Source organism: Acidobacteriota bacterium, assembly GCA_028874215.1.
GTDB lineage: Bacteria > Acidobacteriota > UBA6911 > RPQK01 > JAJDTT01 > JAJDTT01.
On the sequence record JAPPLF010000039.1, the window covers coordinates 27,137 to 41,749 of the forward strand.

Sequence of the window (14,613 nt, forward strand, 5' to 3'; positions counted from 1 at the left end):
TTATTCCTCCACCGTCAACCGGGCGCAGCGTATGTGGGTGATGCAGGCTTGGGTGCACCACCAGCTTGCCAGGAGGTCTCCTCCCGGCAGACGAACCAAATTGGGCTTGCCGAAGGCGATGTTGTCATGACTGGCCGGGTATTCCGGCTTGTGATCGACACCCAGAAACTCCTGGCCGACGGCGTCCCAGACCATGACCTGGTGATCCAGGTCCCAACTCCGGCCCCCGTCTTCGCTGAGGGTCACCAGGACACCCGGCTTCATCCTCTCCCGAATCGAATAGGCCGCCGCCAGCACTCCCTCTCCCAGATCCGCGGCCCAACTGGTCTGGGCCGGGATGGTGGTGGGACGGGGCGTCTCCCAGCGGGTCCCCGCCGTGTCGGAGCGGACGAAATGGAGGGGGAAATTCTCCTGGCCGCCGATGCTCTGGGTCCATTGAAGGGCGCAGACGCGGCCGTCCAACATCCGGCTGTAGCGGCTGTGAGAGAACATCCGGGACGGGTCGCAAGCACTGGGGAAATCGATCTCCTCTCCCCACGTCGACCCGCCGTCCCGGGAGAACAGGGCAGAGCCCCTGATGTGCAGAGGAGAAGTGTCGTCCCACGATTTCCAGCGCTCCAACGCCAGGAACAGGGAACCGTCACTGAGTTCGATCACATTGGACGGAGCGTCCGCCACTCCCCCGCCTCCCACTTGGATCGCCTGGGGAGGGGCCCAGGTTCGGCCCAGGTCCGAGGACCGGAACAGCACCAGCTCGAAGGGTTTCAGGCCTCCTGTCTCGGGATTGAACCGGAACAATTGATCCTGCGTGGCTCGAAACCGGTGGGCCACCAGGAGCAGGGTCCCGTCCCGGAGCAGCGTCCCATGGGGCGCGCTGTAGGAATGGGGCGCGGTCTCCTGTTGCGGGTCCCAGAGGTCCCCCTCCTCGACCCAGGTTTCGCCGCCGTCCCGGGAGCGGAGCACGGCCAACCTTCCGTCCAGGGAGTAGAACGCCTGGCCCAAGCGGTAGAAACAGAGCAGTTCCCGTTCCGAGATGGGGACCACGTTGGGGAGATAGGCGCAGACGGCCTGGTGTCCAGGATGAGGATTGCGGTAGAGAATGGATTCGAAAACGATTCTCAGCCGCCTCACCCCAACACTATGACCGAGAGGCCGCATCACGGTCAACGATGGGCTCGGAATCCAACATCGAGAACCGAAAACGATTCGTTCAGACGGATTCCTCGCGCATTTCCGGCATAGGCGACCCTATCGGAGAAAGATCCGTGCGGTACTGAAACAATATTGTGAGTCGAGTAGAATAGATTCCGGTTGGCTTTTCCACCGGCGCAGGACGAGTCAGCCTAGAGCCCGCCGGGCGCCCCAACGCTCGGCGGGTTTGATTCGGGAAACCGTCACCGCGACCGCGCCGAGCCGGGACGGCGGGCGATTGCCGTCCCAATCCCACACCTCACGGTCATCAGGGAACGAACCGGAAGGCGTACAGGTGGGCGTCACGGATTCGGACCCGGAGGCGCACTGTCTTGCCGGCATGCCGAGAGAGGTCTAACCCTCCCCTCCACCTGGCGATACCGGCGATCTTGTTCCCCACCAGGGGTGCGCAGTCCTCCAGACTCAGGCCCTCCAGTGGGTCCCCGTCCTGGTCCTGCAGCTCCACCAGGAGACTGCCTCCGCCGGAAGTGGCGTAGTTGAGTTCCAGACCCCGCCCCTGGAACCGGATGGGCCGGGTGGTGAACTCGCCGAAGCCGGAATCGGGTCCCTGCACCGAGACGAAGCCGTCGGTCCGGAGGGTGCAGCGGCGGATCCGGGTTCTCTCCGAACGGAGCAGATCCGAGTAGTACATGGAGATCTCGCCTGGACCGGTGGGCACCACTCCGTGGCCCATGATGGGATTGCGGTCCACCCAGTTTTCCGGGTCCAGGTCCGGAGAGAGGAACGGCTTCCGGAATAGGCGGTCCCAGCGGATCCCGTCCCGGCTGGAGGCGAACACGATATCGGCGAGTCCGGGGAGAGGCGCGTCTTCGTTTTCCCTGCGGTCCGGGTACAAGACCATGGGAAACATGAGGAAGGCCCGGGCCGCACGAAAATATTTGACGGCCGCATTGGTATAGAAGTGGAGGTCCTTCGGATCCCGCTCGTCGGCCGCGACCACCAGTTCCGGTTCCGACCAGTGCAGAAAGTCGGTGGATTCGGTCCGGCGGATGGCTCGGCGGCCCCCCTTGAAGGGGCCTTCCACCGATGAATCGACGCCCCTCAGATAGATGACGAAGCGCCTCCTCTCGTCGTCCCAGAGCAGCGTGTTGTGGCTGTCGAAGGGACCCTTCCCGGGAGGGAGCAGTGGATTCGTGCGAACCGGCTGCCAATGGATGCCGTCCCTCGAGACGAAACCGGAAATCCCCCCCACGCGGGAGATCATCTTGTAACGGGCCGAACTGCCCGGTTGCTGATTCGGATCCACGATGACGCTGACGTTGGTGAAGTCCTTGGGGTCCCCGATGATGTTGTTCCGTGTCGAGCCCTTGCGGGAATAGACCCCCAGGTTCCGCCGGGTCCAAGTGATGCCGTCCCGGCTCTCGGCGTAGCAGGTCCAGACCGGATAGGGGGGCTCTTTCTCCGCGACCCGGTACCACATGCGATAGAGGCCCCGGTCCCGGACCACGCTGCTGTAGTGGAGTTCCTTGCCCTCCCACGGTTCAACACAGGAGAGAGAGACCTCCCGGGGTTGAGGCGGGTGGCGGGTGAGGCGGATCCCCTGCCGGGAGTCGAACCAGAAATCGTCCAGGAAGAGCTGGCGTTCGCTTCCCACGTCGACAACGGCTTGGCCCGGAAGCGATGGAATGGCGGCCAGGATCAGCAGGATCGTGCAGACCGCCGCGCCCGGATGTCTCATGCAACTCTCAAATCCGGAATCAATCCCCCGCCAGGACGCCTCCGGCGAAGAGCCTTCCGCGCCCTTCAAGACAGGGTTCGATTCCCATCAACTGCAAGGCGTGCCAGGAGGTGACCTGATTCGCCGTGAGGACCGGCTTCCCCAGACCGGCCTCCATCTCGTCCAGGTGCAGAGCCAGCTTCTGACCGGTGCAACCGACGAAGACGGCGTCCGACTCCCCGACGTTGGAGGTCTCGGCCAATCTCCGGATGCGCTCGGGCGGGACGATGGAGTGGTCTTTCGGCAGGTTCAGAGCCAGGCTGTTCAACACCCGGACCCCATGATCCTGGATGAACTGGATGAAACGTCCCTCCACGTCGGGCATGTAGGGGCTGGCCAGGGTGACGCTGGAAATTCCCAGGGACTTGAAGGCCCGGATCATGGCGGTGCTGGTGGTGGTGGCCGGCTTGCCGGTCATGCGGGCGATCCGATCCGAGATGTCCAGATCTCCTCCCACGCCCCGGACGAAGCTGATGGTGGTGCAGTAATACGCGTAGCAATCGGGATCGTACTTGGAGAGCCTCCGGGCCGATTCCTCGATGTCGCCGTTTTCCGCCAGTTCGATTCCGGCGGGCACATGGGCTTCCTTGTCCCGGATGGGAGTGGCGCTGGACATGAGGCGAACTCCGCGCGGCATGAACCGCCGGAACTCGTCCACCACCGCGTCGGCCTCAACGTCCACCCAGGCATCGTCGGGATAGACGGCCCCGAGCAACGGCTTCCGGTCTACCGAATCAGTCATGAGTCACTCTCCCTTGGTTCCTGATGGTGAGGCGAATCTTAACAAGTCGGGGCGAAAGTCTCTACGATCCGGCCAGGCTCCCAGGATCAGGAACGCTTTGACGGCGCCGGGCCCAGGACCGTCGTGGCGCCGACCGCCACCCCCACCGTCACCGTGGTCGAGACCGGAATGACCCACATCCAGGCCAGCTCGGGAAGGCCGAACAGCCAATGGCCCTGGGCCCAGAGAAATCCCACCAGGATTCCGCAGAGCGCGCTCCCCATGGCCACCCGGGCGCTGCAGCGGATCCCCAGCATGGCGATGAGCATGAGTCCTCCCAGGCTTCCCACCAGAAAACTGGTGACCCGCCCCTGGATGTCGAACAGGTTCCCCCTCTGCTCCTCGGGGATCCGGTACAGGAGCAGGCAAAGGGCCATTGCCAGTCCGCCCACCGCCGCGGTGACCACCCGGGCCAGGAACAGCTCCCGGCGCGGCGTGGGAACGGCGCTCCTGAACCGGCGGTAGAAATCGGTGACCACCACCGAGGAGATGGAGTTCATCCCCGAGTCCAGGCTGGACATGGCGGCCGAAAAGAGGGCCGCCACCACCAGTCCCGCCAGCCCCCGGGGCAGGATGTGCCGAATGAAGTGGGGGAAGACCAGGTCGGGGTCGTCGGGAATGGCGGCCTGGTAGTAGGAGTAGAGGGCGATTCCGCAGAGGGAGAGGATCAAGGTCAGGACGACCCCGCCGGCCAGGTTGCACAGGAAGGCCCGGCGGGAGGCCTGAAGCGACTCGGTGGCCAGGAACCGCTGGACCGCCACCTGGTCCGAGCTGGCGGTGGCCAGCCACCAGAACAGGGTCCAGCAGCCCATGCCCACCAGGCTCAGCCGAACCGTGGGGTCGAAGCTGAAGACCGGTTGCGACGGCGTGTCGGCCGCCATCATGTCGTTCCACCACGTCGCCGGACCGGTGCCCGAGTCGACGGCCACATAGATGACGGTGAAGATGGCGCCGCCCAGGAGAATGAAGAACTGGACCACGTCGGTCCAGATGACCGCCCGCAGGCCTCCCAGGACCGTGTAGAAGACGCCGATGGCCACCAGGCCCAGGACCACGGTGCTGAAGGAGAGTCCGCAGATCTTGGACAGGGCCAGCGAGGCGGTGAACAGGACCATCCCCATCCAGGCGGTCCGGATCAAGACGAAGAGGGACGCGCCGAAGAGCCGGGTGGCCAGGTCGAACCTCCGCTCCAGGTACTCGTAGGCGGTGGTCAACCGGAGCCGCATGAGATAGGGGAGGATGAGATAGCTGACCAGGAAGAAGACCAGAGGGTAGGAGAGGAACTGGGCGTTGGCTCCAACGCCGTTCTTGATCATCTCTCCCGGCGTGGAGAGGTAGGTGACGGTGGAGAGAACCGTGGCGACGATGCTGACGCCGACGGAAAACCAGGGCAGGCGCCGTCCCGCCAGGAAGTAGTCCTCGGTGCTCTTCTGGCGCCGCCCGTAGTAGAACCCGACCCAGATCACCACCGCGAAGTAGGCGGCGATGGCGGCAAAGTCGACGGCGTGGAGGCTCTGAAAACGGTCCAGGACGGGAGTCATGCAGGTGGGGCCACGTCAATCACGGAGAGTTTGGAGGCGGGCCTCTTCACGTCCGCAATACCATTCCATCCGGAATCCGAAACCCAAGCGTCTTTGCCACGAACGCTTGCTGTTTGTCGAGTGTGACGAAAGAAACACGGCTGGGATCGATAGCCACAAACAAAGCCGTCGCGACGTGCCAGAGATCGGCACCCTTCAAGTAACCAGCTTGCAGGGCTGTTGAGTATTCCGGCGTCAAGGGCCGCTCCGGCAAAACCCAGTCGATACGGGTGATGAGACTCGGCGAAAATTCGACCTTCTCCCGTGAGAACACAGCCCGCAGTTCCGCCTCCAGGAGGTTGGAAGAATGCAGACGATCGAATCCTCGCAGCCGGTGGTCCAGGGTCAACGCGCCTGGCTCGCCTAAGGCGATGGCGGCTACCGCGGAAGTGTCTACGTAAGCGACGCTCATTCGCCCCGTTCCGCCAGAAAGCGTTTGAGTGCACCAGGACGCCGGGCCACTGTCGTGATCGGTTCCGCCGGCGCAGTCGAGCGCACCAGGACACCCCGCCGTTCGAGCTCTTCAAGCCGCTCCTCAATGGTCGTGGGTTCAGGGGCGATCGGCCGAATCTCGGCCACGGGCTTTCCTCGATAGGAGACCATGATCGTCTTACCGGCGCGCACCTGGCGAAGAATCTCGGAGAAGCGCGCCTTCGCTTCATAGGTGGAATAGATTGTCGGCATGAGCATAGCATAACCGGTCAGACTAGTCAGAACAAACCAAGAAATTGCCCGTTGAAAAAAACCAGCGACTGCCAGGGCGCCAGATCATACGGGGGGCCCAAATTAAACTCCTATTTCCTTAACGAACGCCGCTGGAAATCCGTTACTCCTTCCAGACCCGCTCGAAGAGCCGGTAGACGTTGAGCCCCATGATCTTCTGCACGTCTTCCCCGGAGTAGCCCCGGCCCGCCAGGCCCGCCGTCAGGTTCGGCATCTCGTCGGCCCGGGTGATCCCGTCGGGCAGGGGAATGGGATAGGGAAGCGGAAACACGGTGGAGCCCTTGAGCTTGCCGGCCATGAGCCAGTGGAACCACTCGGCAGTATGCAGCTCGGTGAAATCCAGGCCGATGCCCACCGAGTCGATGCCCACCAGGTCGACCCAGTAGTCGACCACGTCCAGCACGTCCTCCAGAGTCGAATCGTAGCCGCGGGCCAGGAAGGTGGGGAAGCTGTTGGCGCCGACGATTCCTCCCGTGGCCACCAGGGCCTTCACCTCCTCGTCGGTCTTGTTCCGGGGATGATCGCACAGGGTCCGGGGATTGGTGTGGCTGAACCAGACCGGGTCGTCGGAGGTCTCGATGGCGTCCATGGTGGTCCGGTGGCCCACGTGGGACAGGTCGACGACCATGCCCAGGCGGTTCATCTCGGCCACCAGGTCCACCCCGAACTGGCTCAGGCCCACGTCCCGGCGCTCGTAGCAGCCGGCCCCCACCAGGTTCAGGTCGTTGTAGGTGATCTGGATCGCCCGGACCCCGAGCCGGTGGAAGACCTCCACCAGGTCCAGGTCGTCCTCGATGGGGGAGGAGTTCTGGAAGCCGAAGATGACCCCCACCCGGCCCTCCTCCTTGGCTTTCCGGATGTCGTCGAGACAGGTCACCTGCCGGATATACCGGGAGTAGGTGTCGAAGTCCTTGTAGAAGCGGGCGATGTTTCGCAGGGTCCCGTGCGTCCCCTCCCAGACCGCCACCGTGGCGTTGATGGCGGTGAGCCCGCCCTCGTGGAGATGGCGGTAGACCGCTTCCTCCCCCCAACGGCTGACGTTGAGGCCGTCGATCACGATGGACCGCTCATGGATTTCCCTTGCCCTCGATTCGGTTGCCATTGACCTATCCTCCTTCACGATCCCTCTCCCTCTCCGCTCGCTTCAATTCCGGCTTCGCGGTCCCGATTCCCGAACCGCTTCGCAGACGTCCTTGACGATGTTGCCGGAACTGCGGACTCCGCCTCGGGAATACACCAGATTGCCTTGCGCGTCCCACAGCAGCACGAAGTGCCTCCCCTCGAACTCGAACCAGGCAGTGAAGTCTGCGAGATCCTCCCTGGAGGTCGGCAAGACACCGAGACACTCTTTCCGGTCAAAATTCATGACGTACTCACACCGGGTCGGGCCCTCATCGTCGTCCGGCGCAAAGTCGGAAATCGGCGCCACGAAAACCCGATATTGCTTCTGTGCCGCGGGCGGCGTCGACAGTAAGGAAAGGCCTTGCAGGACCGTGAACCCAGCGATCCACCACATCCAGGACAACTTTTTCATGGAAATACCTCCTGTTCGCCGGTTGGCCTCCTCTTCGCCAGATAACGTCCGGCCAGCTCCCGGCAGCCGCGACGGCCGGGCCGCGCGCGCGGCCTACGCTGCATCGTGGATCCGGACCGCCCGGCAGCGCCGAAACCGGCTGACCACCGGAACAACGGCTCGACTATAGCAGTCTCCGGTGCAAGTCCCACGCAGGCCCGAGACCGGCATGGACACCAGCCGATTCGGGAGCTTTGGGGGGAGGACGACGAGCCGGCATTCCTTGATTGAAGGGGGTATCTTGGATATAGTTCGCCGTCATCAATGCTCCTCAGTAGCTCAATTGGCAGAGCGTCCGGCTGTTAACCGGAGGGTTGTAGGTTCGAGTCCTACCTGAGGAGCCAAACCTCCCGTTGCGCACTTCCGCGGCGATCCAATCCACGAAACACCACGGCGGGTGATTCCTTCGGGCGAATTCTGCAACTGGATCGGCCGACCCGGTTCTCCAGCCCGAGGAAGGGTCTGTTCCGACCGATAAACATGAAAATCAATATCTCCACTTCTGATTTTCCCGTATAATGGCCGAGTGATATCCCGTCAAGAACACAGGAGGGAGGTTCGCGCGCTGCTCGACCAGTTCCCCGTCGTTGGGTTGGTCGGCGCCCGGCAGGTCGGCAAGACGACTCTCGCCCGTGACCTCATCAATGACGCCGCGGAGCCGGTCACCGTCTTCGACCTTGAAGATCCCACCGACGAAAGGCGGCTCGCCGATCCCAAGCTGGCCCTCGAGCCGCTGCGGGGCCTGGTCGTCATCGACGAAGTCCAACGCAGCGAGGGGTTGTTCCGCCTCCTGCGGGTTTTGGTGGACCGGCCCGCCAATTCGGCGCAGTTCCTGGCATTGGGTAGCGCCGGCCCCGATCTGCTGCGCCAGTCCTCCGAGACCCTGGCGGGACGAATTGCCTACTACGAACTTCCTCCATTCCGGATCAGCGAAACCGGGACCGGAGCCGGCGCTGTCCGAAGACTCTGGTTGCGAGGGGGCTTCCCTCGATCTTTTCTCGCCGACGGTGACGACAGGAGCTTCAGATGGCGAACCGAGTTCATTCGCACGTTTCTTGAACGTGATCTGCCCCAGTTGGGAGTCTCCGTGCCGGCGGCTACCATGCGCCGGTTCTGGACCATGCTGGCCCACTACCACGGCAATCGCTGGAACAGCGCCGAACTCGGCCGCGCGCTGGGGGTCACCGCCCCTACGATCAACAGATACTTCGACGTCCTCGTCGATGCGTTGATCGTGCGCCGGCTCCAACCCTGGTACGAGAACCTGAAGAAGCGGCAGGTCAAAGCTCCCAAGGGTTACGTCGCCGACACCGGGATGCTGCATGCGCTGTTGGGTGTGGACTCGGAGTCCGCCCTCATGGGACACCCGAAGTCGGGGGCATCCTGGGAAGGATTCGCGATGCAGGAGATGGTCCGCATCCTCGGAGTCGACTGGGACCGATGCTACTACTGGGCAACACACCAGGGGGCAGAATTGGATCTACTGGTGTTTGACGGCAGCTGCCGGGTCGGATTCGAATTCAAGCGCACCAGCGCGCCGGCCATGACCCGCTCCATGCACTCCGCGTTGTCCGACTTGAAGCTCGACCGGCTCTTCGTCGTTTATCCCGGCGATGCCCGGTTTCCCCTCCATGATCGGGTGGAGGCCGTCGGCCTCATCCCGGCCTGTTCCGAAGGGCTTTGACCAGGTGCCACACGGGACTTCGGAATGAGACCGGAACGGCCTACCCCAGCCCCGCCACGCCGATAACGACATCCGTTCGCGGCCCCATCCCCTCGACCCGTTATCTGCATGTCACTATTCTTGAACCTTGCGGTTCGGAGTTGTTGCCATGAAGAACGTGAGAATCACCGTTTCTGACGACTTGGCCCGGTGGCTGCGCCTCAAGGCGGCCGGGGACGACCGCAGCGTATCCCGATGGATCGCCGAGTTGTTGGAGCGAATGCGGCGCCGGGAAGAGGACTACCAAGAGGCGATGAAGAGCTACTTGGCGATGAAACCGCGCGAGATTGATTGGCCCGATGGCCGCAAGCCGACGCGCCATGAGTTGTATGACCGGCCCGGTCTTGGTTGACACCCACGTATTCGTCGATCAGCACGATGTGTCCGACGCAACGTAGAAGGCGAGCGTCGAGCAGTGGGTCGGTGTTGAAGACGGGGACAAGAATGTCCCCGCTCCCATGAAGAAAAGGGGACAGGAAAGTCCCCTCTCCCAGGTGGAGGAATCGGGCGGGGGCTACATCCTCTCCAGAATCGCCTCGCCGAAGCCGGAGCAGGAGAGTTCGGTCACGTCCTCCCGGCCCTCGCGCCTCATGAGCCGGGCCAGGTCGTAGGTGACGTGGCCGTCCAGGATGGCCCGTTCCATGCCGCTGGTGATCAGGTCCGCGGCCTCGCCCCACTTCAGGTGGTTGAGCATCATCACGGCCGAGAGAATGAGGGAACCGGGATTGACCTTGTCCATCCCCGTGTACTTGGGCGCCGTGCCGTGGGTGGCCTCGAACAGGGCCAGGTCGTCGGACATGTTGGCGCCCGGACCCAGGCCCAGGCCGCCCACAAGGGCGATGGCGGCGTCCGAGAGGTAGTCGCCGTTGAGATTCGGCAGGGCGAAGACGCTGTACTCGTCCGGCCGGGTCTGGATCTGCTGGAAGATGGAATCGGCGATCCGGTCCTTCACCAGGATCTTTCCGTCGGGCATCTCGCCCCCCAGCTCGTCCCAGAGCTTCTTCTCGGTGACGGTGTCTTCGCCGAACTCCTCGGCGGCCAGCTCGTAGCCCCACTTGGCAAAGGAGCCCTCGGTGAACTTCATGATGTTGCCCTTGTGGACCAGGGTCACCGAGGGCAGTTTCTGGTCACGGGCCCAGTTCAGGGCCTTGCGGACGATATTCCGGGTGCCGGTGGTGGAGATGGGCTTGACGCCGATTCCTGAGTCGGTGCGAATGCTGCGGCCGTCCCGTTCCCGGATCAGGTCGATGATGGCCCGCGCCATCTCGCTGCCCTGCTCGAAGTCATAGCCGGCATAGACGTCCTCGGTGTTCTCGCGAAAGATGACGAAGTTCACCTTGTCGGCGTACTTGTTGGGGGAGGGGACCCCTTCGAAGTAGCGGACCGGACGCACGCAGGCATAGAGTCCCAGATGCTGGCGGAACCGGACGTTGATGGAGCGGAAACGTTCGGTCACCCCGTCTTTGCCGCACTTGTCGCAGAGGCCGGCATGGTACTGCTGGTGGGCGCAGCGGAGGCAGACGTGGGTCTCCTCCCCCACCGGCGTGGTGAAGGGGCCCTTGATGGCGATGCGCAGGTACCGGATGGCCTCCACCGTCTCGTCGGGGAACTCGCTGCCGTAGTGGCGAAGTCCCTCCAGGCCGGCATAGAGGGGACACCAGGAGATGCCGCGGCTGCCGCCGTAGGCTCGCTGCACCGCCCCGTCCACCACGTTGCGCATCACCGGGGTGATGTCCAGACCGATCCCATCGCCCCGCAGGACTCCGATGATGGGGTTGTCGCCGACGACGAGGCGGCCGTCCCGATAGTCGATCAGGTCCCCCGCCGGGATCTTCACTGCCTTGAACTGAGCCACGCGATTCCTCCTGAAGACTCCGCTGTCGAGTGTTTTTGCCCGCCGAGTAACTGCCGCGGGCGGGTTGCAGGGAACTCCATTTTACGCCGTCAACCCTCGCCTTGGCCACTTTTCGGGGAAAGTTTTTCCGCAACGACAGGAACGCGCAGCGGGTAACAATTCCGGGAGTCGCGCGTTTGGTTGCCAGTATCCCGGTCATGTGTTTCCATTTCTCCCATGAATCAGGAAAGAGTGGCGTATGTGAACGGCCGGATCGTCCCCGAGAGCGAGGCCAGCGTCTCCATCCACGACCACGGCTTCGTCCGGGGCGACGCCGTGTTCGACACGACCCGGACCTTCGGACACAAGATCTTCCGTCTCGACGAGCACCTGGACCGGCTCTTCGACTCCCTCCGCTACACCCGCATCGATCCGGGCATGAGCCGGGACCGGTTGGCGGAGTTGACCATGCAGGTGCTGGAGGCCAACCTGCCCCTGCTGGACCCGGAGGACGACTATTGGGTGACTCAGCGGATCACCCGGGGCTGCCCCGGCGGGGACGGGGGATTCGATCCCACGGTGATCGTCGACTGCCTGCCCCTCCCCTTCCTGCAACGCTCCCGTTTCTTCCGGGACGGACTGCCGATCCGGACCCCCTCGGTGCGGCGGACCCCGCCCGAGTCCATGAGCCCGCGGGCCAAGACCCACAACTACCTGAACCTGGTGATGGGCGACCTGGAGGTGAAGGCGGCGGACCCCCAGGCCCTCTCCATTCTCCTGGACCTGGACGGCAACCTCTGCGAGGGGCTGGGCAGCAACATCTTCGTCGTCCGGGGCGGCGAGCTGGCCACGCCCCGGGACCGGTTCGTCCTGGCCGGCATCAGCCGGAACGTCACCTTCGAGCTGGCCGAGGGCCTGAATTTGCCGGTCCGTCAGATGGACATCGACCTGTACGACGCCTACGCGGCGGACGAGGTCTTCATCACCTCCACCAGTTGGTGCGTCTGTCCGATCTCGACCATCAACGGGTCTGTCGTGGGCTCGGGCCGGATCCCGGGACCGGTGACGCAGCAGCTTCAGGAAGCGTACAGCGAGCTGGTGGGCATCGACATCGTCCGGCAGTACACCCGCTGGCTGTAACCCGCGTCGCTCACCGGGGCCGGTGCCTCAAGTCGGGCATGAGAGTCCTCTATCTCACATCTCCGGGCGAAGATTACCTCCAGGACCAGATCCTGCTGGGACTGCGGCAGTCCCTGGGGGCGCAGGTTCTGGACTATCCCCGAAAGAGCGTCCTGTACCGGAACTGCCCGGTCCCCCGCGGGGAGCTCTACGGCCGGGGATTCACCGTCTGGAAGCTGCTGGACGACATCCAATTGGATCGGGGGGACCTGAACCGGCGGATCGAAGACGGCGAGTTCGAGACGCTGATCTTCGGCAACATCTGGCGCCAACAGCGGGAGTTCCGGGAATTCCGCGCGAGGCGTTACCTGCGCCGCGGTTTCCGCCGGGTGGGGTTCCTGGACGGCGAGGACCACAAGCGGACTTACCTGCCGGCCCTTCCTTACGGCCGTTACTTCAAGCGGGAGATCAGGTTGCCGCTTGCTCTCCCTCGCTCCCGAAGGATCAACTTTTCCATCCCCGGATCCAAGCTTCGGACCCGGCCCCTGGAGAAGGACCAGGTCTTCGCCCGGCACGTCCAGTGCGAGGAGGCGTACGAGTTGGAGGTCATTCGCAGGCACTGCCGGAAGTCCTATCTGTTCGAAAAGGAGGAGGACTACTACCGGGACCTGGCCCGTTCCCGGTACGCGGTCACCATGAAGAAGATGGGCTGGGAATGCCAGCGGCACTACGAGATCGCCGCCAATCACACGGTCCCCTGTTTTTTCCGCCTGGGCCGCAAGCCGCGCCGGTGCGCGCCTCACGGCCTGATCGACGGAGAGAACGTCCTGGCCTTCGAATCTGCCGGTGAACTGCAGGAGAAGATCGAGGAGGTCCGGCGCAACGGGAGGTACAACCAACTCCAGCAAGGAGCATTTCGATGGGCCGCCCGGAACACCTGCCGCCGGGTGGCGGAGAGGTTGTTGAACGCTCTTGAAGCGGTAGACTGAGTGGGCACGATGCGGAGATTGGCAATACGGCCGGGAACGGCGATTCTTCTACTTCTGGCATCCACTTGGGTGCTCCCCCAGTCCAGTTTCGACCAGGATCTCCTGAATATGGCCGGGAAGGGACAGACGGCCATCGTCAAGGTGTTGACCGGCGCAGGAGCTGATCCGAACGCACGGGACGACCAGGGCCGGACACCCTTGATGCTGGCGGCGGCCAACGGCCACCGGGAGACGGTCCTGTTCCTGATCGACGCCGGCTCCGAGGTGGGAGCCGCCGACTCTGCCGGAATGACGGCCAAGGCGATGGCGGAAGCCGCCGGCCACAAGGTGATCGCCGAGCTGCTGGGAGCCGCAGGCGGCGGCGACAACCCCTGGAACGAGGACAAGGAGCAGAGCCTGGTCCGGGCCACCAGCCTCTTCGACCTGGCCGAAATTCAACGGGAGCAACGCAACTACGCCGAGGCCGAACCCCTCTACCAGAGGGCGCTGGACATCTACGAGCGGGTTCTGGGGCCGGAGCATCCGGACGTCGCCGCCAGCCTCAACAACCTGGCGCTGATCCACCGGGCCCAGGGGGACTATTCCAAGGCGGAAGGGCTCTACACCCGGGCCTTGGCCATCGTCGAAAAGGAACTGGGACCGGAGCATCCCGACGTGGCCACCAGCCTCAACAACCTGGCGTTCCTGCACCGGCATCAGCACCGGTACGCCCAAGCTGAAGCTCTCTACAACCGGGCCATCGAAATCTACCGGAAGGCGCTGGGAGGGGAGAACCGTCAGGTCGCGGCGGGTCTGGAAAATCTGGCCGACCTGCACCGGATCCAGGGGAAACCGGATCGGGCCGAGCCCTACTACCGGCAGGCCCTGGCCATCTACGAAAAGATCCTGGGACCGGAACACCTTCAGACGGCTCCCAGCCTCTTCTCCCTGGCCGAACTCCATCGAGTCCAGGGCAGGTACGGCGAGGCCGAGCCCCTCTACCGGAGGGCCATCGCCATCTACGAGAAGGTCCTTGGACCGCAGCATCCCGACGTGGCCAGGAGCATGGGCGGCCTGGCCGAGCTCTTTCGGGCTCAGGGCAGGCTTTCCGAAGCCGAACCGCTCTTCAAGCAGTCACTGGAGATATCCAAGAAGGCTCTGGCGCCGGGACATCCACAGGTGGCCTGGAGCCTCGGAAACCTGGGATTCCTCTATCGCGACCAGCAACGGTACGCGGAAGCGGAGCCGCTCCTCCGGGAGGCCCTGGAGATCGGCAAGCGGAGCCTGGGGCCCGGCCACGCCCTGGTGACGGCGATCCAAAGAGCCTATTCGCAGCTTCCGCAGCAGGGTCGGGGCGGCACAACGCAGTAGGCGCCGGGAATC

The 14,613-nt window shown here is 63.9% G+C and carries 14 protein-coding genes and 1 tRNA gene; 6 read left to right on the plus strand and 9 right to left on the minus strand.

What is annotated here, in order from left to right; genetic code table 11:
• The 8 genes from OXT71_07070 to OXT71_07105 all read right to left on the minus strand — a co-directional run bounded on the left by OXT71_07070 (position 1) and on the right by OXT71_07105 (position 7,547).
• Entirely contained in the window at positions 1 to 1,131 is a 1,131-nt protein-coding gene (locus OXT71_07070) for a sialidase family protein (protein ID MDE2926142.1), read from the minus strand.
• A gap of 328 nt (positions 1,132 to 1,459) precedes the next feature.
• Entirely contained in the window at positions 1,460 to 2,890 is a 1,431-nt protein-coding gene (locus OXT71_07075) for a hypothetical protein (protein MDE2926143.1), read from the minus strand.
• Between the two features lie 19 nt (positions 2,891 to 2,909).
• Complete coding sequence (locus OXT71_07080) at positions 2,910 to 3,671, minus strand: hypothetical protein (protein MDE2926144.1); 762 nt, start codon at positions 3,669 to 3,671, stop codon at positions 2,910 to 2,912.
• Between the two features lie 86 nt (positions 3,672 to 3,757).
• Positions 3,758 to 5,251, minus strand: a complete 1,494-nt coding sequence (locus OXT71_07085) for a sodium/solute symporter (GenBank protein MDE2926145.1) — start codon at positions 5,249 to 5,251, stop codon at positions 3,758 to 3,760.
• A gap of 46 nt (positions 5,252 to 5,297) precedes the next feature.
• The gene (locus OXT71_07090) at positions 5,298 to 5,702 is read right to left on the minus strand and encodes a PIN domain-containing protein (protein ID MDE2926146.1); all 405 of its coding nucleotides are present in this window, start codon (positions 5,700 to 5,702) and stop codon (positions 5,298 to 5,300) included.
• Positions 5,699 to 5,974: a type II toxin-antitoxin system prevent-host-death family antitoxin gene (locus tag OXT71_07095; protein ID MDE2926147.1), complete on the minus strand. Its 276-nt coding sequence runs from the start codon at positions 5,972 to 5,974 to the stop codon at positions 5,699 to 5,701. The genes OXT71_07090 and OXT71_07095 overlap by 4 nt, the downstream gene beginning before the upstream one ends.
• A 142-nt stretch (positions 5,975 to 6,116) precedes the next feature.
• Positions 6,117 to 7,115 (minus strand): dipeptidase, encoded by a 999-nt coding sequence (locus OXT71_07100; GenBank protein ID MDE2926148.1) that lies wholly within the window; start codon positions 7,113 to 7,115, stop codon positions 6,117 to 6,119.
• A 42-nt stretch (positions 7,116 to 7,157) separates the two neighbouring features.
• Complete coding sequence (locus tag OXT71_07105) at positions 7,158 to 7,547, minus strand: hypothetical protein (protein MDE2926149.1); 390 nt, start codon at positions 7,545 to 7,547, stop codon at positions 7,158 to 7,160.
• A 307-nt stretch (positions 7,548 to 7,854) separates the two neighbouring features.
• Between OXT71_07105 and OXT71_07110 the strand changes: the two genes are divergently transcribed.
• The 3 genes from OXT71_07110 (at position 7,855) to OXT71_07120 (ending at position 9,661) form a co-directional block, all read left to right on the plus strand.
• Positions 7,855 to 7,930 (plus strand) — tRNA-Asn (locus OXT71_07110).
• A gap of 182 nt (positions 7,931 to 8,112) precedes the next feature.
• Positions 8,113 to 9,270 carry an ATP-binding protein gene (locus tag OXT71_07115; protein ID MDE2926150.1) on the plus strand — a complete coding sequence of 386 codons (1,158 nt, stop codon included), beginning with the start codon at positions 8,113 to 8,115 and terminating at the stop codon, positions 9,268 to 9,270.
• Between the two features lie 148 nt (positions 9,271 to 9,418).
• Complete coding sequence (locus tag OXT71_07120) at positions 9,419 to 9,661, plus strand: hypothetical protein (GenBank protein ID MDE2926151.1); 243 nt, start codon at positions 9,419 to 9,421, stop codon at positions 9,659 to 9,661.
• Between the two features lie 162 nt (positions 9,662 to 9,823).
• Here OXT71_07120 and OXT71_07125 read toward each other — a convergent pair whose 3' ends face one another.
• Positions 9,824 to 11,164, minus strand: coding sequence for an isocitrate/isopropylmalate family dehydrogenase (locus tag OXT71_07125; GenBank protein ID MDE2926152.1), 1,341 nt, complete (start codon positions 11,162 to 11,164; stop codon positions 9,824 to 9,826).
• 216 nt (positions 11,165 to 11,380) lie between these two features.
• Here OXT71_07125 and OXT71_07130 point away from each other — a divergent pair, with 216 nt between their 5' ends.
• Genes OXT71_07130 through OXT71_07140 form a run of 3 tightly spaced genes read left to right on the plus strand, consistent with a single transcriptional unit; the run spans position 11,381 to position 14,601 of the window.
• Positions 11,381 to 12,283 carry an aminotransferase class IV gene (locus OXT71_07130; protein ID MDE2926153.1) on the plus strand — a complete coding sequence of 301 codons (903 nt, stop codon included), beginning with the start codon at positions 11,381 to 11,383 and terminating at the stop codon, positions 12,281 to 12,283.
• Between the two features lie 38 nt (positions 12,284 to 12,321).
• Entirely contained in the window at positions 12,322 to 13,251 is a 930-nt protein-coding gene (locus OXT71_07135) for a hypothetical protein (protein ID MDE2926154.1), read from the plus strand.
• Positions 13,252 to 13,260: 9 nt separating this feature from the next.
• On the plus strand, positions 13,261 to 14,601 hold the full coding sequence (locus OXT71_07140; protein ID MDE2926155.1) for a tetratricopeptide repeat protein: 1,341 nt from the start codon (positions 13,261 to 13,263) through the stop codon (positions 14,599 to 14,601).
• The last annotated feature ends 12 nt before the right edge of the window (positions 14,602 to 14,613 follow it).